Origin of the sequence: Micromonospora sp. NPDC049374 (assembly GCF_040677165.1) — a bacterium.
GTDB lineage: Bacteria > Actinomycetota > Actinomycetes > Mycobacteriales > Micromonosporaceae > Micromonospora.
Map to the genome: position 1 here is coordinate 35,660 of NZ_JBFAQH010000006.1, position 25,305 is coordinate 60,964.

The window sequence follows — 25,305 nt, forward strand, 5'->3', positions numbered from 1 at the left end:
GTTTCCGTAGCTCGGAAGGAGCGGCGCGGGAACGCCGCCCCTTCCTCACCAGCCTGCCTCGGGTTGCTGGGGTAGACCCGGCGGCAGGGGTCGCGACGAGATCCGGCAACTGTCGGATCTCCCCCCGTCGACGAACGCTCGGGAGGTTAGCGACCCTGGCGATAAGAAATCGATAAGGACGATGGCCAGCGAGATCCGGCGATCAGCAGATCGGTGTGCCCTGCTTCAGCGCGGCGAGACGGCGCTCGATCTCGAACCGCTCGGGTGCCCCGGTTGGCACGATGAGCACCAGTGCCCGTTCCAGATGTCGCCGGGCTTCGGTCGGGTCCGCGCTCAACAGGTGCTCGGCCAGACCGGCCAACGCCCGGGCCTGCTCGTAACGGTTGTCGATCCGGACCGCCAGATCAAGCGCTCGCCGGTGTGCCCGCAAGGCGCCGTCGACGTCGCCGTCGGCCGCCAGCGTCAGGCCGAACTCGTTCAGCGCCGTGCACTCCGCCTGCCGCTCGGCCGAATGGCCGGTGAGTTCCAGCGCCAGTTCGTGCTGCCGCCGGGCCTCCGTAAGCAGACCCACGCCGCGATACGCCGCGCCCATCACATTGCGCGCGTCGCCTTCGCCGTGCCGGTGACCAGTCTGGGCGTACAGCACCATGGCGGACCGCAGCAACCGCAGGGCCGGAGCGTGCTCCCCTAAGCGCACCCGTGCGGCGGCGATGTGGCTCAACGCGTTGGCGATCTGGTACCGGTCGCCTTCCACCCGTGCCCAGAGCAGATGAAGGCGATGTACCCGCAGCGCCTCCTCGTAACGACCCAACCAGGTAAGGGCGATACCGACGTTCGGAAGGTGTATCCGAACCTGACCTATCAGCCGCATCGGAAGGTCGCGCAGTGCTGCCATAGCAAGATCGATCGACTCCCTAAAATCACCCACCATGCAGTGGACCACGCTCAGGTTTCCACGAATCCGGGCGATGTCTCCACGGCGGCCTGCTGCCTCAGCCTCCGCCAGCGCACTCTTCAAGCACTGAACCGCCTGGTGATGCGAGCCGGTCTTGGTGAGTGCGGAGGCGAGATAGTTGTTCATGATGCCGGCCGCGCGATCGTTCCCCAACTGCTGTGCGGCGGTGAGTCCCAACTCGTGCGTAAGCTGAATATCCTCAAAATAGCCCCGCACGTAGTAGAAACGCCAAAGGACGCGAGCCAGTCTCCAGGTATGACCATGAAGAGAGTTTTCTGCGGCCAGTTCGATGAAGAGATTCAGGTTGGCCCTTTCCCGTTCAACCCAGTCGATGTCGACCGTCCCAGGCGCGGGCAGTAGATCGGGTCGCTCCGGCACCACTTCGCCTATGTCGCCGAAAATGTCGACGAGCCTGTTCAGCGACTTCGTGGCGGCGATTGACAGTTGCATGACCTGGTCAAGCAGACTGGCAAGCGCAGCCCTTCTGGCCTCGTTCGAATCTTTTTCCAGGCACTTCTCGCGAGCGTACTGTCGGACTAGGTCGTGCATCCGATAACGACCATTTTCCGACTCTTCGAGTAAGTGCCGATCCACCAGGTCATCGAGGATGTGCCCAGCTTTCGCGTATGACAACCCGGACATGGCCGCAACCATGCTGATGCAGTAGTGCCCATTATGCACACCAAGCAAGCGGAACACACGCTTACTCACCTCGTTCAACGGCTCGTACGAGGCGGTGAAGGCCGTAGCGACGCTGGGCTCACCCGTCCCGAAGGTGGCCAACCCTGACTCGTTTGCGGCGAGGCGAGCGGCCAAGTCAACCAGCCGACGGTTGCGCCGGTGAGCCAGCCGCGACCCGACCAGCCGGATTGCCAGCGGCAGGTAACCACAATTGCGGACTATCTCCGCAGCGGATTCAGGTTCTGCATTTACCCGCTCTTCTCCAGCGCTGACCGCGAGCAGCCGGACAGCCTCTTCTGACGACAGCACCGATAGGGACTCCGGAGGCCCTACATCCAGGTCGAGGAGTCGCCGACGAGAAGTGATCAGTATTACCGAAGACGCCGTGACTGGTAACAGCGAAGCCACCTGCTCGCTGTCGGCCGCATTGTCGAGAACGACGACCGCACGGCGAACGGACAGTTCCCTACGCCACAACCCTCGCCGCTCATCGATGTCAACTGGAATTCGAGGAGCCGGAACACCCAACTGTCGGAGAAGCACCACGAGGGCAGTGGCGGGATCCATCACGTTGCCCTCATCGTGACCGCGCAGGTCGATGAAGAGTCGACCATCCGGGTGCGAGGTCGCCAGATGCCTGGCGACTTGCACGGCGAGGGTCGTCTTGCCGCTTCCGGCCATCCCGTCGATCAGGTGAACGACGGGTGCCGGGCCTGCGGCGGCTCGGCTCCGGCCGATCATTCGGTCGACGAGGGCCTCCCGGCCAACGAAGTGAGCTACAGGTCTGGGCAGCCAGTCCCAGTCGATCCCATCGATGTCAGGCGTCGTCGAGTGCAACGCGCTCGAATCGTCGCTGTCCCCGGAACCCCTGGAGGGGAACGCCGATACCGCAGCCGCTCGGTGCCCGACCATCTCCTGATGCAGTCGCCGAAGATCGGATCCCGGCTCGACGCCGAGTTCGGCCCTCATGACTCGGGCCGCGGATCGAAATACCGAGATCGCGCCGGCCACGTCGCCGCGCCGATGCAGCGCCCTCATCAACAGCAGCAGCGCCGGCTCTCGGATCGGATGGGTCGCGACCGTTCGCCACAGCAGCGGTAGGGCCTCCTCCACGCGGTCCGCTGCGAGGTGGAGGTCCGCGAGGAGCTCCACGGCGAGAAGGTGCTGTTCCTGGGCGGCGGCCACATGAGCAGCCAGCGAGGCCCCGAGAGGCACACCCAGCAGGGGTGGCCCGTGCCAGAGGGGCATCACCCCGCTCAGCAACGACCGCGCCGTCTCCGGGTCGTCGCGGTGGTTGCGTTGACGGGCCCGCTCAACCTGGTCAAGGAAGTGGAACAGATCCACGTCGTCGGTCGCGACCTCCAGGCGGTACCCGCCGCGCTGACGTACCAGCACCCCCTGGCCAGCTTCGTGCGCCTCGAAGGTACGTCGAAGGTTTGCGGCGTAGGTCCGGACATTCGGTACGGCCGAACGCGGTGGGCCCTCCGGCCAGATCTCGTCGATCAGTTCCTCTATGGCTACCGTCCGTCCCGAGTTCATCACCAGCTCGGCCAGAACGGTTCGTTGCTTCGGCGTGCCGAGGTCCACCTCGGACGAACCAAATGAGACCCGAAAGCCGCCAAGCACCTCAATCTTCACTTTTCGAACCCCTTGTGAGGCAGGCATTCGCGTGACCGCACCTTAACAATGCGCATAGCACCGGGTGAACCGCAACAAACGCTCGGTCACGGGGATGGCGACATCGGCGATGTGCGACCACAATCCGAAGTGGCGACGAACAAGCCTTGCCGAATTCGGTAAGCCAACTGTCGGCGGTAGACGAGCAACTCGACAAACTTCACGATCGATGCGCTCCGCACAACACATATAAACGGACGGTCATGAATAGCGGCATCCTTGGCTAATGTTGCGCATTGTCACATTTATCCTGGCTCGTCCGACCTGTCTCGACTTAACCTCGCTTTCGCCATCGAATGGAGTCTCCATCGATGAGCTGGGGCGTCGAGTTGAGGAGGCGAAGACATGCGTGGCAACGACTGGACCTGATCGATACCGCAGGATGCCCGCACCGGCGGTAGGCTGCCATCACGGTGGAGCGGCCGTCAGGAGTGGCATGATCCATCTCTCGACACGAGACAATGAGACCGATCGGCGGCTCACGCTGCTAGTCGGTCTCGTCGTCGTGGCGGCGACCGCAGCCGTCTCCGCCTCGACCATGATCGCGTCGACCTCGCCGTTGATCACCCCTCTCAACGAGCTGTCCGTTCTGGTTATGTTGATCTTCATGAGTGCGGTCGGCACTCTCGTCAACACCCCCGTCCGGATCAGGTCGACAGGTCATTCGATCAGCTGGAACGAGACTGCGCTGGTGATGGCCCTGGCTCTCGCGCCAACGTCGTGGGTGGTCCTGTGCACCGCGGCCGGCGTGGCACTGGCCTCGCTCCGGCTACCACCGATCAAGCTCGCCTTCGGCGTGGGCAAGAACGTTCTGATGGCCGTAGGTGCCGGCGCCACCCTCCACGCCGCCGGTTGGGACGGCCTCAGCGGCGACCCGTGGCTGCTGATACCTCCGCTCGCAGCGGCCTACCTCGCCGCCGCTCTGCTCGACGAGGCGCTGGCGATGCCCGTGATCGCGCTGGCCTCGCGAACTCCCATCTCCCAGCACTTCCGCAACAACCTCGATCTGAGGATTGCGGGATACCTCGTACGCTTCTGCGTCGCCATCGGCAGCCTGCTCATCCTCGAAGCGGATCCCAGGCTGCTGCTCGCCGTTCCACCGCTCGTGCTCAGTCTGCATCTGGCGTACGCCGGCCGGATCCGACAGCGCACCGAGCAGCAGGTGTGGCAGCGGCTCGCTCAGACCACCGACGCGCTCAACGTGGTCGAGCTGGACGAGGTCCTCACCACCGCGGTCACCCGGGCATCCGAACTCTTCTCCGCCGACGAGGTGGAGGTCGAGCTGCGCGAGACAGACCGGGTCGTGCGCGGCGGCGGCGAGGGAGTCAGCTACGACGGGCCGGCCGACGAGTCCACCACGGTCCAGGGCGCGGTGGTCCCCGTCCGCCTGGAAGGGCACGACAAGACGGTCGACGTGGGCATGCTGCGGCTGCGATTCCGCGGACCGGTGAAACTCTCCGAGCGGGAGCACTACACCCTCTACACCTTCGCCTCGGCGCTGTGCACCGCCATTCGCAACGCCCAGGCGTACGCCGAACTCGCCCGGGTGGCCCAGGCCCACGCGCACGACGCGACGCACGACGCGCTCACCGGTCTGCCGAACCGGCGTCACCTGCTCGACGCGGGCAACGACCACCTGAACCAACGGCACGCCGACGGGGTGACCGCCCTGGTCCTGATCGACCTGAACCACTTCAAAGAGGTCAACGACACCCTCGGCCACACCGCCGGTGACCAGATGCTGGCCGCCGTCGCCGAACGGCTGCGCGCCGCCGCCCACGCCGAGGACCTGGTCGCCCGGCTCGGCGGCGACGAGTTCGCTGTACTCCTGCGCGCCCTGCCCGCGCCCGCGGTCGCCGCACACCGCGCCGAAACGCTGCTGGCGGCGCTGCACGAACCCTTCGACATCGACGGCATGCGGCTCAACGTGGAGGCCAGCGGCGGCATCGCCGCCGCGCCCGCCACCGGCGGCATGGTCGAACTGCTGCGCCGCGCGGACGTCGCCATGTACCAGGCCAAGCGGGCCGGGCAGCGTCTGGCCAGCTACGCGTCCGCCCGGGACACCGCCGACCTGGGTCGCCTCACGCTCGGCGGCGACCTGACCCGAGCCGTGGCCGACCACGAGTTCACCGTCAAGTTCCAGCCGATCGTCGAACTCGGCACCGGTAAGGTCATCGCCGCCGAAGCGCTGGCCCGATGGCGTCACCCCACCCACGGCATGATCGACCCGCTGCGCTTCCTGGAGACCGTCGAGCGGTCGGGCCTGCTACCCGCCTTCGCCGAAGCCATCCTCGACCAGGCCCTGATCGCCGCCGGCACCTGGCGGGACGCCGGCTTCGACGTACCCGTGGCGGTGAACGTCTCCCCCCGCAGCCTGCTCGACACCCGGTTCCCCGGTTCAGTGCTGGCCCGCCTGCGCGCCCATGACCTGCCACCCGACCGGCTGATCCTGGAACTGACCGAGACCCTCACCCTCAGTCAACTCGACGTCGTAGACCAGGTACTCACCCGACTGCGCGACGCCGGCATCCGGCTCGCCCTGGACGACTTCGGCACCGGCTACTCCTCGCTCTCGCTGCTCTCCCGGATCCCGGTGCACCAGCTGAAGATCGACCGGAGTTTCGTCACCGCCATGGAATCCTCCACCGAGGCCGCCGCGATCATCCGCTCCACCCTCGATCTCGGTCGCAGCCTCGACCTCGCCGTGGTGGCCGAGGGTGTGGAGCGGGAGGCGCAGCGACGCACGCTCTGGGAACTGGGCTGTACCGCCGGCCAGGGTCATCTCTTCGCCCGCCCACTGCCCGCCGGAACGCTGCTCGCCGCCCTCCAGCGCGGCACCGGCGACCGGACCGGCTGCCTGGCGGTCGCCCTGCACGACGCCGGTGCGGTGGTCCGGCTACCGCAGGGACGCCGACAGGGCGGCCGGGGCCGCCACCAGCCGGCCTGACACACTTGCCCGGGTGAGCACGACCCTCCCGACCCGCCGCCGTTCCGGGTGGTGGCACCGGATCGACAGCGCCGCCGGAGGTCTCGCTCTCGACCTCGGCCTCTACGCCGTCTCCGCCGCCTTCGCCGCAGTCACCGCCGCCACCTCCACCCTCCTGCCGCACCGCGCCTGGGGCGGCATCGCCGCGCTCGGCTACCTCGGCGCGGCGATCGTGGCGCTCGGTCAACTCCTGCTCCGGCGGCACCGGCCCGACTCGGCGCTGACCGGACTTCCCGGACGCTGGCTGGTCACCGTCCTCACCTGGATCGCCGTCGCCCTGCTACCGCTGCTCTGGCAGAGCGTGCAGCGCGCGGCGGGGCGTACCGACCGGGCCCAGGAAGAGGTGCTCGTCGTCGAGGAATCCGGGCGGCGGCTGGTGGAGACCGGCACGCCCTACCTGGGACCGGACGCCATCGCCGCGCTGCCGCCCGGCGAACAACTGCTCGGCTACACGCCGTACCAACCGGCCATGGCCCTGTTCGGGCTGCCCCGCGCGGCCACCGACGCGTGGTGGAGCGACGCCCGGGTCTGGTTCGCGATCGGCACCGCCCTCGCTCTCCTCCTCGCCGTCCGCGTCCTGCGCCGGCCGGAGGGTGTGGCCGCAGCGGTCGGGCACGACGCCGCCGTGCTGCGCGGGGTACAGGCCGCCACCGTTCTGCCGATCTGCGCGCTGACCCTCGCCACCGGTGGCGACGACCTACCCGTACTCGCGCTCTGCCTGCTGGCCCTCACGCTCGCCGCCACCGCACGACCCGGCTGGGCCGGCGTCGCCGTCGGACTCGCCGGTGCACTCAAACTCTTCGCCTGGCCGGTCGCCGCCGTCCTGGTCATCTGGGGCATCTGCCGGCGGGCCGGCCTGCGGGTCGCCGCCGGTGCGCTCGGCCTACCCGCCGCCGCGCTGCTGCCCACCCTGCTTGTGGACCGGGACGCCCTGGTGGAGAACGTGCTGCGGTTCCCCCTCGGACACGGCCTGGTCTCCAGCCCGGCGCAGTCACCGTTTCCCGGCTATCTGATCGCGAACGCGCTACCGGCGGGCCGGGCCGTGGCGGCGGCCCTGCTGGTCGCCGCCGCAGTGGCGATCGCCGTCCGGCTCGCCCGCCGCCCGCCCCGCACCGCCCGCACGGCAGCGCTCGTCTGCGGGTACGGGCTGCTCGTGGCGATCCTGCTGATGCCCAGCACCCGGTTCGGCTATCTGCTCTACCCAGTGGCGTTCCTCGTGTGGGCACCCGCACTCCACGTTCCCGGGATCCGGCAACCGGCGAGCGAAGACGGCCCGTAGGGCGTAGACCTGAGAGCATGACCACCTACCGCGACCGCAGCGAGGCGGGCCGGGTGCTCGCCGACCGACTCACCGCCCTGATCGGCGAACCGGACGTCGTCGTCCTGGGACTGGTACGCGGCGGCGTGCCGGTCGCCCAGGTCGTCGCCGAACGCCTCGGCGCACCACTGGACGTGCTCGTGGTCCGCAAGCTCGGCATGCCGTGGGCCCCCGAGGTCGCCTTCGGCGCGCTCGGTCCGGCGGGCGTACGCGTGGTCAACGACGTGGTGGCCGGGCAGCTCAGCCCCGACGACATCGCCGACGTGCAGCGCCGGGAACAGGCGGAACTGGATCGACGCGAACGGCTCTACCGGGCCGGCCGACCGCCGCTGGATCTGACCGGACGCACCGCCGTCATCGTCGACGACGGGCTGGCGACCGGGGCCACCGCCCGGGCCGCCGTGCAGGTGGCCCGCCATCTCGGCGCCCGTCGGGTGGTGGTCGCCGTACCGGTCGGTGCCCAGGAGGCGTACGAGATGCTCGCCGCCGAAGCCGACCAGGTGATCTGTGCTCAGCGGCCGCCCACCTTCACTGCCGTCGGGGCGCACTACGACGACTTCCACGAGGTTTCCGACGACGAGGTGACGGAGGCGCTGACCGCTACCGCGTGAGTCGACCAGGTACCGTCGGGTGATGAGCCTGACCTGTCCCAAGTGTCACGGAGAAATGCGTCAGTACGAGCGCAGTGGCGTCGTCATCGACCAGTGCGGCGAGTGCCGAGGGATCTTCCTCGACCGCGGCGAGTTGGAGAAGCTGTTCGAGGCGGAGGCCAACTGGAGCGCCCAGCAGGCCCCGCCGCCGCCCGCCCCGCAGCCGGCCCAGCACGCCCCCCAGCCGGGCGCCTACCAGCCCCCGCCCCCACCGCCCGCGCCACACCAGCCGGGCTACGGCGCCGTGCCGCCGCCTCCGCCCCCGCCGCACGGCTACCCGGCCCCGGCGCCTGCCTACGGCCACAGTCAGCAGCACTACGGCTACCACGGGCACTACCGCCGGAAGAAGCGCAAGAGCTTCCTCGACGACATGTTCGGCTGAGCCGTTCAGCCCCGGAAGACCGGTCCGGCCGAACGCCCGGACCGGTCTTCCACTCCACAGCCAGTCACATCCCGGCCAGCCGGTCACCGGTGCCTTAGCCCGGCCAGCCCGCCGCCCGACCCGTCGCTGCCCGGCTGAAACCGGGTCCGGCCGCGCCCGGCACCGCCCGACCGGTCGCTGAACGCGCTGGCGGTCGCCGGCTGTGGGACGCTGCCGGCATGGGGTCGCGAGCTTCGCACATCGCACTTGCCAACGCGTACGACGGCATCACTCCATCAGCTACTGGCACGCGTTCCCCGGCGGTACCGGAAACGCCCGGCACGCCTGGTGGGCCCGTCGCTCCGCGGCTGCATTCGAGATTCCGTCCGAAGTGGTCCAACTCCTGAGCGGCGTGATCTCGATGCCTTGGCCGCCCGCTTCCCGGTGCTCGGCTGAGCCCGTGAGCCTCGGCTGAGTCAGGTCAGACGATCGCCATGTCCACGAAGCGCGACAGGTGCAGCTGGGCGGCGACCGTCACAGTGTCAGTCGGGCCATTTCTGTGTTTAGCGATTATGAAATCCGCCTCTCCGGCGCGGGGGGACTCCTTGTCGTAGTAGTCGTCGCGATGCAGAAGGATGACAACGTCCGCATCCTGTTCAATTGACCCAGATTCACGTAGATCGGACAATTGTGGGCGCTTGTCGGTGCGCTGCTCAGGGCCACGGTTCAGCTGGCTGACCGCGATGACCGGACACTCGACCTCCTTGGCCAGCAGCTTCAAGCCACGGGACAGGTCCGCGACCTCCTGCTGCCGGCTCTCGGTACGCTTCGGCGAGGTCATCAGCTGGAGATAGTCGACCACGATCAACTTGAGGTCATGCCGCTGCTTGAGCCGACGGGCCTTCGCCCGGATCTCCATGAGGTTCATGCTGGGCGTGTCATCGACGAACAGCGGGGCCTCGCTGATCTCACCCATGCAGCGGGCCAGCTTCGTCCAGTCGTCATCGGACAGTTGCCCGCTGCGCAGCACGTGCAGTGGCACTCGGGCCTCGGCCGAGAGCAGCCGCATCACGATCTCGACCTTACTCATTTCCAGCGAGAAGATCGCCGCCGCCTGGTTGGCACGAATCGCAGCGTTACGCGCGAAGTCCATGCTTGCTGTGCTGTTGTGCGTGGGAATCATCGACCGCCCGGCCAGGTACAGGTGATCCTCGTTGTCGACCGTGACGCACCGCACGGGGACACTCGGCACCGGTCGCACATCCACGATGTAGCGGGATCGGGTACCCGCGCGGCCGACCGCGTGCCGGCGCGTGGCGTGCGACTCCCGCTTCCTGGTCAACCGGAACACCTCGTCCGAGGTGGAGAAGTTCAGTGTGAAAGCCGTCGAGCTTTCGGGAGTGCGGCCGTTGACTCGCTTGCGGTTGATCGAGCATCGGTAGCCCAGGCTGACGACGAGTTCGTACATATCCTCGGCCATCCGCTCCGAGGTGGTGGTGTATTGGATGTGTCCGGCTGGCGCGGCGGTACCGTCGGTGTCGAGCAGTCCGGCCAGCAGCTTCCGTCGCTGCTCCTCCGACGCTCGGAGGTAGGGCTGCGGAATGTGCTTGTCGTTAAGGACACCGGCGGCTCGAAGCAGCCCGGTGAACGAGCCACGCAACCGGCGACACGACGCGCAGTGGCGGGCACCGTTCCAGCTGGACTTCGTCGCCGTACCGCAGGTCTCGCAACTTCCCGGGGCGACGATGAAGCCATCGGCTGCGACGTACTGTGCGATCTCCGGATCCGCCGACGTGAACCGGGCGCCTGCCGAGTGCCCGTCGCCCAGCCACACGCCAAGCGTGTACGGGGGGATCGGCAGGTCCTCGCGGGCGGGAAGGGACAGCGGTCGAGCATTGGTCACCGCGTGGTTTGCGCGCCCGTCAGCCGGATGCCGCAGTGTCGCGGCGATGTGTTCGGTAGTGACGGCCCGAGGGTGTGCCACGGTCGTATTGCTGTTCATCATCCGACTCACCCGGCTCAGGTGTGCGTCGAACAGGGCATTGGCGCTGTAGGCGTCGACCGTCCGACGCCAGGGCCTACCGTTCCGGGAGTACTGACGTTCGACAGTGCTTGCGATGCCGACCTTGGCCGCCACAACGTGCAGGACGTTCCGGAACTGGGACCCGGCGATCTCCACGGCTTCCCGGTAGGTGACAAGCCGGTCGGGAATTGCGGTGACGGTCTGGTGTACGGCTGCCGCCTTGACGCGCGCCGAGGCATCCCACTGGTAGCGCGGCCGGCGCTCATTCTGTTGGCGGCGTGAGGCCCGGGTGGTCGTCGTCCACAGGTGCTCGGCATCGGCGACGATGACTGAACCGTCGGAGAACTCGACCTCGTAGCAGGGGCGGTCGTGGCGCACCTCGTAGGCGTGCGTGACGGTGGTAGGGCGGCCGTCCGCACCGATCAGCTGATCGCCTACCTGCACCTCGCCCATCGTCGTCCAGCCGGCCGGAGTTGGCAGGGGCGTGTCGAGCGCGAGCGCCTTTCCGAGGCCAGGTCTCCCCGCCACAATGATCAACTGACCGGCATGCAGCCCGTTGAGCAGGCGATCCAGGTCGGTGAAGCCGGTCGGCACGCCGGTCATCACGCCGCCCTGCGCACCGACCGCCTCGATCTCGTCGAGCGTCGGTTGCAGCATGTCGGCCAGGATGGCGAAGTCCTCACTGACCCGGCGTTCCGTGACGTCGTAAACGGCCTGCTGAGCCAGGTCGACGACGTCGTCCACATCCCGGCTGCCACCGCTCGCGGTGCCGTAGCCGAGTTGGACGATCCGGGTGCCGGCCTCGACCAGGCGCCGGAGCACCGCGCGTTCGCTGACGATGCGCGCGTAGTAGGCGGCGTTCGCGGCGGTCGGCACGCTCGCGATCAACGTGTGCAGGTACGGAGCGCCACCCACGCGGGCCAGATCGCCGGAGTCGGCAAGTGCCGCCGCGACGGTGATGGCGTCGGCCGGTTCGCCCCTGCCGTAGATCTCCAGGATGATGTCGAAGATGGTGGCGTGCACCGGCCGGTAGAAGTCGTTGGTCTTGAGGATCTCGACGACGTCGGCGATGGCGTCCTTGGAAAGCAGCATGCCGCCCAGGACGCACTGCTCCGCGGCAACATCCTGCGGTGGCGTCTTGTCGAACTGACCGTCGCGTGGTCCGTCGCCGGACTGCTGCCCGCCGCCCGGGAACGACTCCGTCCGCCTGTCGTCGGTGACCGACACCGGGCCCCCCTCCACTGCGTCGGATCGGTTCCAGGCTTACCGCCCGGATGCGACAACGTCGACCGGCCGCTTCGATCGGGGGCCATCGGGTCAGCAGGTCGGTGGCAACCATACGGACTCCGAGGTCAGCCACTCAACCGTGGCGGTGGACGAGCCTCGGGACAACCTGTGGATTCAGGTGGACAACCATGTGCGCAGCGTGTGCACAGGGTGTGGATAACGGATGGGGAATTCTCACCGGAAAGGCGCTGACCTGCGGAAACTCTTTCCCCAGCCTGTGGAGGGGAATTTCCGGGTAGGGCTTTGTCCTGAACCTCCCGTAAGATCGGTGGCCTACGGCTACACCTGGACAGCGGATTGCACTTTCGGTTGAGAAGGGTCACGCTCCGGCCGTGAGTTACCGGGACTGGGCACGCGGGGAGGACGGTCCGCGCGAGCGGCGACCGACCGCTTCGTGGGCCGAGCCCGTCGAGGATTCACGGGCCGACCGTTACGACTCGGCGGTCGAGCGCTACCGCACTCCGAGCCGCCGGCGTGCGATCGAACGTGGCCAGGAGGAACCGGCCGAGCCGTATCTGCCGCGCTGGGCACTGGAGTCGGGAGTCAGCAGCGTCGACGGTGGCGGCCGGCATGCCGCGCCGGACGACGATGACGATGACGACCGGCCGCGCTACGGCGATGACGGCTGGAGATCGTCGGGGGCTTCCCGGAGCAGTCGGAGCCGGCGCTCCCAGGAGGCTGAATGGCGTGATCCGCCGCCTCGCGCCATCGCCTCGTCGCCAGCGGTGGCACCGCAGTCCGATCACACCCGCGAGTGGACCTTCGACCGTCCACAGGAGGAGGGGTACGTCGGCAGCCGCCGGGCCGAGGAGGACGATCCGGTCTCGGGTGTCGCGCCGCAGAGTCGGCCTCGCCGCGCGCAGTCCCGCCAACGCCAGGTGACCTGGTCCGGCCTGGCGGACGAGGGCCAGCAGACCCCTGACTCGGAGCCGGTCGCCGAGCCGACGCCTCGACGTCGGCGGCGGGCGGCAGAGCCAGCACCCGGTCCAGCGGTGGATCCCTGGGAGCGGGCAGCGGAACCGTGGGATCGGGCGGCAGAGCCAGCACCGCGCCGGCCCGCGGTGGATCCGTGGGACGCCTCCGGTCTGCACGCCTGGGAGCAGCCCACCGGTCTGGATCGTCGCGCCGATTCCGGTCCGGTCGATCCCTGGGACGCCGACAGTACGAGCCAGTGGCTTCAGTCGTCGCCGTCGGAGCAGTGGCTGGAGCCGGACAGCACGGGCCAGTGGGACCGCGATCCCGAGCTTGACCGACGGGAACGGCAGCGGGACGGCAACAGGTGGGAGGACTACTCCGAGCCGGACCGTTGGGATCGTACGGAGCGCCCCCGGTCGGGTGGCGCACCCGGTGCCCAGCAGTGGTCGCGGAGCAGCCGGCCCCAGCCGGAGCCGCCGCAGGAGACCTTCTGGCCGGGTACCCGGTTGGCCGGTGACGATCCGCGTTGGGTGGATGCCCCCGCCTCGGCGCCCCGGTCGCCGGTGGTGGGCTACACGGCACCGCGTCCCCGCCCGGCACCACGGCGGCGTACCGCCGCGGTCCCGCAGGCTCGGCCGGTCGGTATGGCGGCGGTACGACGCCGCATCGAGTCGGTGGGCAACGCAGGTTGGAACCGCCGGCTGGAAGACGACCTGCTTGATCCCGATCCGGGCGGCCCCTGGCTGCCCCTGCTCTACACCGCGGCCTGTTACGTCCTACCGGCGGTCGTGGTCTTCGTCTGGCTGCTGACCCTGGACGGGGCGCCACCTGCGGGCTGTGTGACCGACATCAGTGGCGGTGGCTGCGAGTCGCCCCGGGCGCGGGCGTTCGGGGCGATGGTGGGCGGGCTGCCGCGCTTCGGCCTGGCCCTGGCCAGCAGCCTGGCGATCGCGACGCTGCTGCGTCGGGTGGGTACGACCTGGCGTCCGACCACTGTGGCGCTCGCCGCCGCCGTGGTGGGTGGCGGTCTCTCGACGGTGATGATCAGCGCGGTGACCGGCCAGCCAATCGGCTGACCGGGTACCTCACGAACAACGACGCAGGGCCTGCACCGTGCACCGGTGCAGGCCCTGCGTCATCTGCCGGCCGGGACTCAGCCCTGCACGACGTTGAGGTTGAACGTGGCGGTCACCTCGGGGTGCAGCTTGATCCGCACAGGGTGCGACCCGATCGACTTGACGTGACCGGAAACCTCCAGCCGCCGCCGGTCGAGGGCCGGGCCGCCGGCCGCCTTGACGGCGTCGACGATCTCGGCCGGGGTGACCGAGCCGAAGAGCCGACCACCTTCACCGGCGCGGGCCTTCAGGTTCACCTTGAGGGCCTCGAGCTGTGCCTTCACCTCGTTGGCGTGATCCAGGTCGCGGATCTCGCGGGCCGAGCGGGCCCGCTTGATGAGGGTGACCTGCTTTTCCGCGCCCTTGGTCCAGGCGATCGCGAAGCCCTGCGGGAGCAGGTAGTTACGGCCGTAGCCGTTCTTGACCTCCACGATGTCGCCCGGGGCACCGAGCCCGGACACCTCCTGAGTCAGGATGATCTTCATGTCGGTGCCTCTCTCAGCGGGCCGTCGCGGTGTACGGCAGGAGCGCCATCTCACGGGCGTTCTTGACCGCACGGGCGATCTGCCGCTGCTGCTGCGAGGTGACGCCGGTCACCCGCCGAGCGCGGATCTTGCCGCGGTCGGAGATGAACTTGCGCAGCAGCGCGGTGTCCTTGTAGTCGATGTACGTGATCCCGTCCTTGTCGAGCGGGTTCACCTTCTTCTTCGGCTTGCGCAGTGCCGCAGCCTTCGCCATTGCTCTTGCTCCTGGTTTACGATCACGGGCGCTCGGCGCCATTAGAACGGAGGCTCCTCGTCGAAGTTGCCGCCACCCGAACGTGAGGGGGCCGGTGCAGCCGAAGCCCAGGGGTCGTCGAAGTTACCTCCGCCGCCCTGGCCACCACCGCCACCACTACCGAAGCCGCCGCCACCGCCGCCGGACCGGGACATCTTCTGCACCTTCGCCGTGGCGTAGCGCAGTGACGGGCCGATCTCGTCGACCTCCAGCTCGATGACGGTGCGCTTCTCGCCCTCGCGGGTCTCGTAGGACCGCTGACGCAGCCGACCCGAGACGATCACGCGGGCACCGCGCTGGAGCGACTCCGCCACGTGTTCCGCGGCCTGCCGCCAGACGGTGCACGAAAGGAACAGCGGCTCGCCGTCCTTCCACTCACCGGATGCCTTGTCCATGAACCGGGGCGTCGAAGCGACCCGGAACTTGGCGACCGCGGCACCGGAGGGGGTGAACCGCAACTCGGGGTCATCGGTCAGGTTGCCGATGACCGTGATGGTGGTGTCTCCTGCCATGACCAAACTCCTCGCGCGCTCATCCGTTCCGCCGTACAGGTTCTCAGAACCCTCCGACAACGACGGTGAGGCTGATCCGGGTGGGGCCGGGGTGGGTTTGCTAGCGCATCTCCGGCCGGAGGACCTTCGTACGCAGCACGGACTCGTTGAGCCGCAGCTGGCGGTCCAGCTCGGCCACCGCCTCCGGCGTCGCCTGGAGGTCGATGACGGCGTAGATGCCCTCGGCCTTCTTGTTGATCTCGTAGGCGAGGCGCCGGCGGCCCCACACATCGGTCTTCTCCACCGAGCCACCCGCGGTCCTGATCACGTTCAGGTACGTGTCGAGCGACGGGGCGACGGTGCGCTCCTCGAGGCTGGGGTCGAGGATCACCATGATCTCGTAATGACGCAAGACGTGCTCACCTCCTGTGGGCTAAGCGGCCACGGTCCTTCCGTGGCAGGAGGTCGTGCGTCGTGGCCCGTTCCGGTACCGGGGGGACCCGGCCGGGGACGGACAACCGGACCAGGATACCCGGCCCGGACGATCACCATCACCGAGGTGACGGGGTACAGCGAACCGGGGGTCCGTGCCGACGTCGCTGTCGGCACGGACCCCCGGCCACGGGCCGCGGGGCGCCTGGTCCGCATTCCTTGGGTGGGACCTGGGGAGGAACGACCACACCGATGAGGTTGGACCGGAGACGCCCCGCGGAGCTTTATCACGTTGTTACCTGACGTTATCGCGGAAGCCGGTGCTTCATGGGGCAAATCTTAGAATTACCGACATTTTCCTTTCCTGGGTCCTGCCGAGTCGTCTTGACCGGAGGATCCATTGGCATCAACGACTGCCGTCGGTGCCGGTGACGCGGCCAGGTAGCGGGCGTCGGCCCGCCCGTCGGTGGCGGGACGTAGGCTCGCCTGCATGCGTATCGGAGCCCACGTCGATCCGACCGACCCGCTGGCGGAGGCGACCGCCCGAGCGGCAGACGCCGTGCAGTTCTTTCTCTCCGACCCCCAGGGCTGGAAGTCGCCGCAGCCCCGCGCCGACGCGGCAGCGCTGATCGGTTCCGATGTCGACGTCTACGTGCACGCGCCGTACGTCATCAATGTCGCCACCGGCAACAACCGCATCCGGATCCCCAGCCGCAAGCTGCTGCTCGCGCACGCGAAAGCGGCCGCGGCGATCGGCGCCAAGGGCCTGGTGGTGCACGGCGGGCACGTGAACGCCGGTGACGACCCGTCGACCGGGTTCGACAACTGGCGCAAGGCACTGTCGTACGCGGCCGAGTCGGGGGGCTTCGGGCTTCCGGTGCTGATCGAGAACACCGCCGGTGGCGAGAACGCCTGCGCCCGGCGGCTGGATGCGCTCGCCCGGCTCTGGGACGCCCTCGGTGACCAGGAGGTCGGTTTCTGCCTGGACACCTGCCACGCCCATGCCGGCGGTGAGGAACTGCTCGGCCTGGTCGATCGGGTGAAGGCGATCACCGGTCGGATCGACCTGGTACACGCCAACAACTCCAAGGACGGGTTCGGGTCGGGGCGGGATCGTCACGACAACCTGTCGAGCGGAACCATCGACCCGGATCTCCTGCTTGCGGTGATTCGCGCGGCGGACGCGCCGGTCATCGTGGAGACGCCCGGGGGCGTCGAGGGGCAGGGCAACGACATCGCCTTCCTGCGTCGGCAACTCGACGGGGAGACCGGAGCACGATGACCACGGACCAGTCCGCCCCTGGCGGCCCCAGGCCGACCTCGCGCGACGCTCGGGCCACCAATGGTCCGGCGCCCGGCGGCACCGACCCGCAGTACCGGCGCGACCCGGGCGACGAGGTCCGGGCGAGCGCCTTCGACGAGGCTGACCAGGGCAGACCCACCGGGAACGGTCCGGCCGACGCGGCTCGCACGACACGGAAGCGCCCCAGCGCCGACGATGCGCCGGGCAAGAAGGCAGGCACTGCGGACACGGCCGCTGGCAGGACCGCTGCGGGCAAGAACGCCAGCGCGGGCAACGGCACCGACCGGGACAAGGCCGCCACCGGGAAGGCGCCGGCAGCCGGCAAGGTTGCCGACCAGAGTGAGGTTGCCGCAGGCAAGACCGCTGCCGCAGGCAAGGCTGCCGACCAGGACGAGGCTGCCCTAGGCAAGACCGCCGACCAGGGCAAGGCCAACACCGAGGACACGGCCGACGCCAGGAGCGAGGCCGGAGCCACGAACAAGGTCGGCGACCAGGACGAGCCTGGGGAGAAGGACAAGGGCGGAAAGAAGGACAAGGGCAGGGGCAGGAAGAAGGCGGGCGGCGACGGGGCCGGCGCGGGCGACAGCGGCACGCCCGACGGCAGTCCGGCAGCGGGCGGAAGCAAGCCCGACGGCACCCCGGCGGAGGGCGCAAGCAAGCCTGACCCGTGGGCCGCTTTCGGGCCCGCACCCGAGCCGGTACCCACCTGGTACGGGCGGCTGGGTCGGTGGGTCGGCCGGCTGCTGATCCACGAGTGGACGCTGGCCGCCGTCGCGTCGCTTGCGCTGGCCGTGCTGATGACCTGGCCGACGCTGCGTTACCCGGCACACACGCTGCCGCAGGACTACTGGGACCCGAGCCTCCAGGCCTGGCAGATGGCCTGGTCCGGGCACATCCTGCTGACCGAACCGGCCCAGCTCTGGCACGCCAACGCGTTCTTCCCGGAAAGGTGGAGCTTCGCCTTCTCGGACACCCTGCTCGGGTACGCGCCGGCCGGCATGATCGGCAGCGGCCCCGAAGCCGCCCTCGTTCGCTACAACATCGTGTTCGTGTTGGCGCACGCCCTCGCCACCTTCGGCGCGTACGTGCTGGCCCGGCAGCTCGGCGCGAGCCGGACGGGTTCCGCGGTGGTCGGTGTCGCCTACACCTACGCACCGTGGCTGCTGGCCCAGGCGGGCCACCTGCACGTGGTCTCCAACGGCGGTATTCCGCTGGCGCTGGCCATGCTGGCCCGGGGGCACGGCTGGTCGCTCCGGCACGGCTATCGACCGGAGCGCCGGCACGAGGGCTGGGTGTACGCCGGCTGGCTGGTGGCCGCCTGGCAGCTCAGTCTCGGATTCGGTATCGGCCTGCCGTTCGCGTACGTGCTCGCCGGCACCGTGCTGGTGGCCGCCGTCATCTGGTACGGAAAGCGGATCTTCTGGCGGCTCAAGCGCCCCTTCGGCCAGCGGTTGTTCGTCGCCGACCTGATCGGCGGGCTGATCTTCGCCGGGGTGGGTGTCCTGATGGCCATCCCGTACTTCACCGTCGCGCAGTTGCACCCGAACGCGGAGCGGACGATCGACGACATCGCCATCTTCTCGCCGCCCGCGACCGGTTTCGTGACCGCCCCGGCCGAGTCCCGCCTCTGGGGTGGGCTGCACGAAGGTGCCCGGTCGCTGCTGCCGTGGCATCCGGAGATGACACTGCTGCCCGGCTTCGTGCTGTACGCGCTGGCCGTCGGCGGGCTGTTCTTCTCCATCTGGAAGGTCCGCCAGCGGCTCCTGCTGCTCGCCGGGGCGCTGGTCGCGATGGCCCTGTCGATGGGCACCGAGCTGTTCGGCGGTCGCTTCACCTACGTACCGCTCTTCGACCATCTGCCCGGCTGGAGCGGCATCCGGACGCCGGGCCGGTTGATGTTGTGGGCCACGTTGCTGCTCGGGCTGCTGGCGGCGGGGGCGGTAAGCGCGTTCGCCGAGCGGGTCCGGGAGATCTCCGCCGAACGCATTCCCTCCTGGCCGAGCCCCTGGCTGCGCCTGGCGACCCTGGTGCCGCTGCTGCTGGTCGTCGCTGAGGGCATCAACACCACACCCCATCCGGTGGTGCCGGCGCAGCCGGCGGCGATGCGTTCGATCGACGGCCCGCTACTCGTCCTGCCCAGCGGGCAGAACCACGACCAGCCGGTGATGCTGTGGTCGACCACGCGGTTCCAGGACATCGTCAACGGGGGCAGCGGTTTCACCCCACGTCAGCTCGACGACGTACGCCGGGTCACCATGACCTTCCCCGACCAGACCAGCGTCGATTACCTGCGCACGCTCGGCGTGCACAACGTCCTGGTGCTGCGCGGCAAGATCGCCGGCACCCCGTGGGAGGTAAGCGTCGACGCACCGGTCGACGGGTTGGGCATCACCCGCGAGGAGATCGACGACATCGTAGTCTTCCGCCTCTGAGCGTCAAGCGTCACCGGGTCAGGTGGTCGCAGCCACGGGCGTCGGGGTTGGCTCGATGGTTGAGCGGCGGCTTCGCCATCGGTCCAGCCAGGGGGCGTCGGGGGTGCCGTCGAGCAGGCCGCCGTCCGGGTCGTCGGCGTAGTTGCGGCGTACCGCGTCCTGCTCCGGGTTCAGGATCTCGCGTACGACCAGGACGACCAGGGCCACCACGGCGGCCAGACGTAGGCTCGCGGCCAGCACGAAGACGCCCTCCGGGAAGACCGGCGTGCCGGTCGACGCGCCGAGCAACTGGCCGTAGAAGGCGATGAAGTAGCAGACCTCGGCCGCCTGCCAGACGAGGAACGCTCCCCACTTGGGCCGGGCGAGCACCACCAGCGGCAGCAGCCAGAGCACGAACTGCTGCGACCAGACCTTGCTGAAGATCAGGAAGGCGGCGACCACCAGGAAGGCGAGCTGGGCGAGCCGGGGACGCCGCGGTGCCAGCAACGCCAGCGCGCCGACGCCGAGGCAGGCCAGCCCGAACAGGGCGTACGACAGGTAGTTGAGCGTGGGAATGTTGGCGTCCAGCCACTGGAAGGGCCCGATGCTGGCGGGGTCGCCGAACTTCCCGTCCAGGTAGCGACCGATGTACCAGAAGGTGCCCCAGTCGATCGGACGAGTGGTGTTCAGCTCGAAGAAGCGGTCCCAGTTGTCCCGGTACGGAATGGCTGCCGGCAGGTTCACCAGCACCACCGTCACCGCGGCCGTGACGATGGACAGCAGCGCGGCCCGGATCCGGTTGGCACGTAACGCGAGCACCAGGATGGGCCCGAGGATGAACAGCGGCCACATCTTCGCCGCGCCACCGAGCCCGAGCAGCACTCCGGAAAGCGCCACCAACATTGTCCCCTTCGGGCCTGGCCCGGAGCGTGCCCAGGCCAACAGACCCAACGCGGCGAGCCCGATGGCGAGGAAGTCCCAGTTGACGGTGGCGGTGAGCAGCAGCGCGGGAGCGAGCGCGAAGAGCGCGGCGTCCCATGGGCGTCGACGGCGCAGCGCCAGGATCACCGCCACGGTGACCACCGCCAGCGCACCGAGCACCAGTGCGTTGAGGTTGTAGAACCACTGGCCCTGGTTCATGTCGGGGTTGCCGTCGCCGGCCGAGTGGACCGGCAACCCGAGCGCCCCCATGAAGTACCCGGTCAGCACCGGGTACTCGACCGGGTGGTCCCGGTAGGGCACCGCCCCCTCATTGAGCCGTTCGGCGTAGTAGAGCGCCAGCACGTCGGTGTAGCAGAAGCGGGTGTACTGCTCGTTGTTCACCCACGCGCCGTCCTGGCAGGGCGACTTCTGCACCCAGTGCAGGGCCAGCGTGAGGCAGGTCAGCGCCAGGACGATCCGTACCGCCGTCCAGAGCCGATTCTCCGCGCCGACGGGCCGGTCGCGGCCGACCGCGTGGTCGCCGAGCGGACCGCCGATCAGCCCGGAGAGCCCCCGGACGAAGCCGTCGGAGCGGGACGGGTGATCGGGGGCACCCGATCCATCGATGCCTGGCGTCGACTTCGTGCTCATGACCGTGCATCCTGCCGCATCCGGCGACGGCGTTGAAGCCGAAACCACATCGAATCCCCGAGGCGCTGCCGCCTGTGGGGGGTGGACACTTCAGTCACCTAGGCACCGGCGACCGACGCTCGGCAATCCATCCTCGGCGCTCGCGGTCTGCGGCATGTCGCGGTATCCCTGGCGTCGGAAACCCCGACATGCCGCATCTGACGAGCCAGTGTTCAGGGCCGAGCCGGCGGCCGTCCGCAGCCTGCTCGGACGGTTCCAGCGAACAATGGATCACCCTGGAGTTGCGCTACGACCCTCGGTGCCGAACCGCACGCTTCCGACTTCTTTTTACCGCTCCGCCCGTCGCGTTGGCGGGTGCTGTCGCCGTCATGCGGTCTTGCCCGGGTGGGCGCTCATCATCGCCTGCAGTTTCTCTACCGTGTCCAGTTCCGCACGGTGGTCAACGGCTCGCCCTTGGCCCTGACCAGCGCGGTCATCGGCGGGCTGTTCTCTTGCTAGTAGACAGGACGCCCAGCCGAATATAGAAGACATACAAAGATTGGTCCGATCGCCACAATGCCAGCAATCCCCAGCATGCCACGTCGATTTAATCGACTCTATTTCATCGGCCACGGTGGCCATCCAGAAAATTCTGGCTGGCCACCGTCGGCACTCATCACAGCAACCTCTTAACACACAAAGCTGCAGCGACTGACGACGCACTAGCAGTAGGCTGCCGAGGTGTATGAAGTCGATCTCCACGCATCGTTAGGAGTGTCGTAGACATAGTACACGCCACCACTGCGACGGAACAGGCGCAGACCGCTGACATAAACGTACTCACCGGACAACACGAAGAAGTTGTCAGCCCTTCCCAAGGTCTGAGGTCCTGCGATACCATCAACAGTCAGTCCGTATCGCTGCTGAAATGCGATGGTGGCGGACCTGGTCGCAGGCCCAAAGTCGCAATCGACAGATCCAGTGTAGAAGCCCTCTTTTTTGAGGAACAGCTGCCATGCTGCCGTTGCCCGGCTGTACCGGTGAGAATTCATGCTTAGGGGTCCTTCGTCACCCCAGTCGTCGGTAACAGTACCCGAGCCGGAAATGTACCCTTGGGAAACGGAGGCACCAGCTGCCGGGGCACAAACTAAAGCACCACCGACCAAGACAGTCGCCAAGGTTGCCGCAGTCAAAAGTGGCTTTAGCCTCATACGCTTCTCCCCGATGATCGCAGATTGCCGGTTTGGACGTGCCGCCTCATCACCTTACAGTCACCATCGGGATATGTCGATGGCCGATTACGTTTGGACTTACCTTGCCCGATTAGCCGGAAACACCTAGATTGTCTCGGCGGGCAGCTAGAATCATCTGGCAGCTCATCGAGTCGGTAACATCCTGAAAGGCCAAATCGACCTAGAACTGTACGCGCAGCATCGACGGTCGTACTACAGCGCTGCGGGCGGCCGGAATGGTTCTCCGGCCGCCCGTGGTGTCAGCGGGGGCTACTCCCGGCTCGTCGTTCTGGGTGGTAGCAGGCCGCCAGCTCCACCGCCCTGTTCTAGATCACCATCGGGTGGGCCACCCGGGTTGTTGCCGCCGTTGTTTCCACCGCCGGGACCGCCATTGTTCCCACCGTTGTTGCCGCCGCCGAACTGGCAGAGGAAATCTGTTGGATCGCAGTTCTGCTGGTTGCCGCCCGGCGGGGGCGATGGCGGGGCGGGCTCCTCGCCGTTGCCGGCGTCCTGATCGCCGACCCCCGTCACATCGGGCAGGTCGGACGGGTCGTAGCCCTTCAGGGCGTCGTCCATGTACCGCTTCCACAGCGCGGCCGGGATGTTGCCACCGCCGATGTTGACGCCATTTCGGTCCACGATCGCCGGCTTCTTCGGGTCGCGGCTGCCGATCCACACTGCGGTGGCCACGTTCTCGTCGTAGCCGACCATCCAGGCGTGAGCGTTCTTGTCGGTTTTGCCGTGCTGCCAGGTGCCGGTCTTACCCGCGGCCTGCCGGTTGCCGACCAGCGTCGCGTTGTTTCGGCCGGGGATCTCCTTGAGCACCGCGGTCACCTCGTCGGCGACCTCCGGCCGGATCACCTGCTGCGGCTTGAGCTTCTCGCCGGTGCCGCGCACCTTGTCCCACTTGCCGGTGGCCTTGTTCTGCTTCTCCACCATCCGGACAAAGTGCGCCTTGTTGTACTTGCCCTTGTTGGCGAGGGTGGCCAGACCGTTGGCATGGTCCAGCACGGTCACCGGATACTGACCGAAGCCGATAACCCGGTCGAACTTGCTCGGCGCGAGTTTCTCGGGCTTCTCCTTCGTCAGGTCGTAGACCTTTTGCTTGTCGTCCCACATGGTGCGGATGCCGGCGCGGCGAGCCATGTCGAGGACCTTGTCGGGGCCGATGTCCTCGGTCACGTGGAAGAACGGCACGTTGTACGACTGCACCGTCGACTCCTGCAGCGTGCACCACTTGTTACAGGTTCGCCTGACATCCCGGCCAGCGTTCACGATCGGATCGTCGTACCCCTCGGGCTTGAACGGGGTGGCGTCCCAGTGCGACTTGACCGAGATTTCCGCGTCGATCGCCGCGGCCAGGGTGTAGACCTTGAACGACGAGCCTGGGGGATGGCCACCGACGATGTTGCCATTCTGATCCGTGTTGAGGCCGGCGTAGTCGAAGTCGGCGCCGCTGTCACCGCCGTAGTAGGCGAGCACCCGGCCGGTCTTCGGGTCGACGGAGACCACCGCCGCCATCAGGTTCTTCGGCTGCCCCTTGAGCACCGAGCCCTTACGGTCCGGCTGGGCCGCCTCCTCCAGCGCCTTCTGCATCTTCGGATCGATGGTGGTGGTGATCCGGTAGCCGCCCTCGCGCAGCTCGTCCACGCAGCTGGGCTTGCCCTCGGCACCGGAGTTGGAGCAGAGGCCCCACTCCTCCATCTCCTTGCGGACGTAGTTGATGACGTTGCCGCGTGGAGTGGCGACCCCGAAGCCGTTGTTCTTCTTCGACTTCTCGACCTTCGGATACTCGGCCGGCCGCTCCGGCTTGCCCGGGGCGTTCAGCCAGCCCTCCTCGACCATCCCGTTGATGACGTACTCCCACCGGGATTTCGCGTCGATTTCGTTGGTCTCCGGGTCGAAGCCCTTGTGGGTGGCGCTGGCGACCGGCTGCTTGATCAACGCGGCGAGCACCGCGCCCTGCGCCACCGTCAGCTTCTTCGCGCTGGTTTTGAAGTACGTCTGGGCCGCCGCCTCGATGCCGTACGCACCACGACCGAAGTAGATCACGTTGAGGTAGTTCTCCATGATCTCGTCTTTGGTGTAGTTGTCGTTCAGCTTGGAGGCGAGGATCGCCTCCTTCACCTTCCGCGCGTAGCTGTCGTCCTGGAGGTTCTCGTAGGCGTTGCGGGCGTACTGCTGGGTGATGGTCGAGGCGCCCTGCTTGTCGCCGCCGGAGAGGTTGTTCCAGGCGGCCCGGGCGATGCCCTTGTAGTCGACGCCCGAGTGTCGGTAGAAGTTCCGGTCCTCGGCGGCGGCCACGGCGTCGCGCACATGCTGCGGGATGTTGTCGATGGTGACGAAGGTGCGGTTCTCGTTGCCGAGCTTGGCGACCAGCGACTTGCCATCCTTGGCGTAGACGGTGGTGGACAGCGGCAGCGGGATCTCCTTGGGCAGCACCACGTTCGTCGAGTAGTAGGTGAACCCGACCACGCCGATGCCGGCCAGCATGATGAACACCGCGAAGCCGGCGATCAGCATGTTCATCCGCTTGCGCTTGCGGGCACGAGCCACCGCACCCGGGTCACGGCCACCGCGACCGGGCCTGGTCGGTCCACCCGGTCCACCGGGACCGCCCGGTCCGCCGGGGCCGCCGACGCTTGCCCGGGCCACCGCGGCCCGACCGCCGACGCCACCCACGGACGCCGACCCGACGCTCGCCCGACCGGCTGACGCCGCGCCCACGGCGGCGGCACCGACCGAGGCACGACCGGGTGCAGGTGAGACCGGCACCGAGGCTCGGCCGGCACGGCCGGGTGCGGGCGAGACCGGCACCGAGGCACGACCCGGTCCGGCTGGTGAGACCGGCACGGAGGCGCGACCGGGGCCGGCCCGGCCGACCGGGGCCGCACCGGTGGAACCGCCCCGCGGCGGAACGCTCGCCGAGCCGCCGACCGAGGCACGTCCGCCGACCGAGGCGCGGGCCGACGGGCCGGATGTCTCCGGCCCGGTCGACCAGTTGACTCCGCGCGGTTCACCACCCGGGCGGCGGTACGCGTCGTCCGTCTGCCCCGAGTCGTCCTGGCCCGGAATCCAGGCCCGGCCGCGCGAGGAGCTGGGATCGCCGTACGAGTTCATTCCTCACACCCTGCCGTCGC

At 68.3% G+C, this 25,305-nt stretch carries 16 protein-coding genes; 7 read left to right on the forward strand and 9 right to left on the reverse strand.

Translation table 11 applies throughout. The annotated features are described in order from the left end of the window. Positions 1 to 202: 202 nt before the first annotated feature. Positions 203 to 3,274: a BTAD domain-containing putative transcriptional regulator gene (locus AB0J93_RS12195; RefSeq protein ID WP_363920998.1), complete on the reverse strand. Its 3,072-nt coding sequence runs from the start codon at positions 3,272 to 3,274 to the stop codon at positions 203 to 205. Positions 3,275 to 3,752: 478 nt separating this feature from the next. Between AB0J93_RS12195 and AB0J93_RS12200 the strand changes: the two genes are divergently transcribed. Genes AB0J93_RS12200 through AB0J93_RS12215 form a run of 4 tightly spaced genes read left to right on the forward strand, consistent with a single transcriptional unit; the run spans position 3,753 to position 8,649 of the window. Beyond that, on the forward strand, positions 3,753 to 6,260 hold the full coding sequence (locus AB0J93_RS12200; protein WP_363921525.1) for a bifunctional diguanylate cyclase/phosphodiesterase: 2,508 nt from the start codon (positions 3,753 to 3,755) through the stop codon (positions 6,258 to 6,260). A gap of 13 nt (positions 6,261 to 6,273) precedes the next feature. After that, positions 6,274 to 7,578 carry a glycosyltransferase 87 family protein gene (locus tag AB0J93_RS12205; protein WP_363921000.1) on the forward strand — a complete coding sequence of 435 codons (1,305 nt, stop codon included), beginning with the start codon at positions 6,274 to 6,276 and terminating at the stop codon, positions 7,576 to 7,578. Between the two features lie 17 nt (positions 7,579 to 7,595). Further along, positions 7,596 to 8,228: a phosphoribosyltransferase family protein gene (locus AB0J93_RS12210; protein WP_363921002.1), complete on the forward strand. Its 633-nt coding sequence runs from the start codon at positions 7,596 to 7,598 to the stop codon at positions 8,226 to 8,228. Between the two features lie 19 nt (positions 8,229 to 8,247). After that, on the forward strand, positions 8,248 to 8,649 hold the full coding sequence (locus tag AB0J93_RS12215) for a zf-TFIIB domain-containing protein (RefSeq protein ID WP_363921004.1): 402 nt from the start codon (positions 8,248 to 8,250) through the stop codon (positions 8,647 to 8,649). Between the two features lie 460 nt (positions 8,650 to 9,109). Here the strand turns inward: AB0J93_RS12215 and dnaB are convergent, their stop codons facing one another. Continuing rightward, positions 9,110 to 11,878 carry a replicative DNA helicase gene (gene dnaB / locus AB0J93_RS12220; protein WP_363921006.1) on the reverse strand — a complete coding sequence of 923 codons (2,769 nt, stop codon included), beginning with the start codon at positions 11,876 to 11,878 and terminating at the stop codon, positions 9,110 to 9,112. A gap of 392 nt (positions 11,879 to 12,270) precedes the next feature. On the opposite strand from dnaB, the gene AB0J93_RS12225 reads away from it, so the two are divergent. Then, positions 12,271 to 13,929 (forward strand): hypothetical protein, encoded by a 1,659-nt coding sequence (locus AB0J93_RS12225; protein ID WP_363921008.1) that lies wholly within the window; start codon positions 12,271 to 12,273, stop codon positions 13,927 to 13,929. A gap of 77 nt (positions 13,930 to 14,006) precedes the next feature. Here the strand turns inward: AB0J93_RS12225 and rplI are convergent, their stop codons facing one another. From rplI to rpsF, 4 genes are all read right to left on the reverse strand, one after another. Beyond that, complete coding sequence (gene rplI / locus AB0J93_RS12230; protein WP_363921010.1) at positions 14,007 to 14,453, reverse strand: 50S ribosomal protein L9; 447 nt, start codon at positions 14,451 to 14,453, stop codon at positions 14,007 to 14,009. Between the two features lie 13 nt (positions 14,454 to 14,466). Next, positions 14,467 to 14,706 carry a 30S ribosomal protein S18 gene (gene rpsR, locus AB0J93_RS12235; RefSeq protein ID WP_007073789.1) on the reverse strand — a complete coding sequence of 80 codons (240 nt, stop codon included), beginning with the start codon at positions 14,704 to 14,706 and terminating at the stop codon, positions 14,467 to 14,469. A 41-nt stretch (positions 14,707 to 14,747) separates the two neighbouring features. Beyond that, positions 14,748 to 15,257 carry a single-stranded DNA-binding protein gene (locus AB0J93_RS12240; RefSeq protein WP_093409371.1) on the reverse strand — a complete coding sequence of 170 codons (510 nt, stop codon included), beginning with the start codon at positions 15,255 to 15,257 and terminating at the stop codon, positions 14,748 to 14,750. Positions 15,258 to 15,357: 100 nt separating this feature from the next. Further along, complete coding sequence (rpsF, locus tag AB0J93_RS12245) at positions 15,358 to 15,648, reverse strand: 30S ribosomal protein S6 (RefSeq protein WP_093409369.1); 291 nt, start codon at positions 15,646 to 15,648, stop codon at positions 15,358 to 15,360. 510 nt (positions 15,649 to 16,158) lie between these two features. On the opposite strand from rpsF, the gene AB0J93_RS12250 reads away from it, so the two are divergent. Together AB0J93_RS12250 and AB0J93_RS12255 are read left to right on the forward strand one after the other, a co-directional pair. Continuing rightward, positions 16,159 to 16,950: a deoxyribonuclease IV gene (locus AB0J93_RS12250; RefSeq protein WP_363921013.1), complete on the forward strand. Its 792-nt coding sequence runs from the start codon at positions 16,159 to 16,161 to the stop codon at positions 16,948 to 16,950. Further along, positions 16,947 to 19,403 carry a hypothetical protein gene (locus AB0J93_RS12255; protein WP_363921015.1) on the forward strand — a complete coding sequence of 819 codons (2,457 nt, stop codon included), beginning with the start codon at positions 16,947 to 16,949 and terminating at the stop codon, positions 19,401 to 19,403. Before AB0J93_RS12250 ends, AB0J93_RS12255 begins: the two co-directional genes overlap by 4 nt. Positions 19,404 to 19,421: 18 nt before the next feature. Here the strand turns inward: AB0J93_RS12255 and AB0J93_RS12260 are convergent, their stop codons facing one another. The 3 genes from AB0J93_RS12260 to AB0J93_RS12270 all read right to left on the reverse strand — a co-directional run bounded on the left by AB0J93_RS12260 (position 19,422) and on the right by AB0J93_RS12270 (position 25,285). Next, on the reverse strand, positions 19,422 to 20,954 hold the full coding sequence (locus tag AB0J93_RS12260; RefSeq protein WP_363921017.1) for a glycosyltransferase 87 family protein: 1,533 nt from the start codon (positions 20,952 to 20,954) through the stop codon (positions 19,422 to 19,424). Positions 20,955 to 21,655: 701 nt separating this feature from the next. Further along, positions 21,656 to 22,144 (reverse strand): peptidoglycan-binding domain-containing protein, encoded by a 489-nt coding sequence (locus tag AB0J93_RS12265; RefSeq protein WP_363921019.1) that lies wholly within the window; start codon positions 22,142 to 22,144, stop codon positions 21,656 to 21,658. Between the two features lie 291 nt (positions 22,145 to 22,435). After that, positions 22,436 to 25,285, reverse strand: a complete 2,850-nt coding sequence (locus tag AB0J93_RS12270; protein ID WP_363921021.1) for a transglycosylase domain-containing protein — start codon at positions 25,283 to 25,285, stop codon at positions 22,436 to 22,438. Positions 25,286 to 25,305 lie beyond the last annotated feature (20 nt).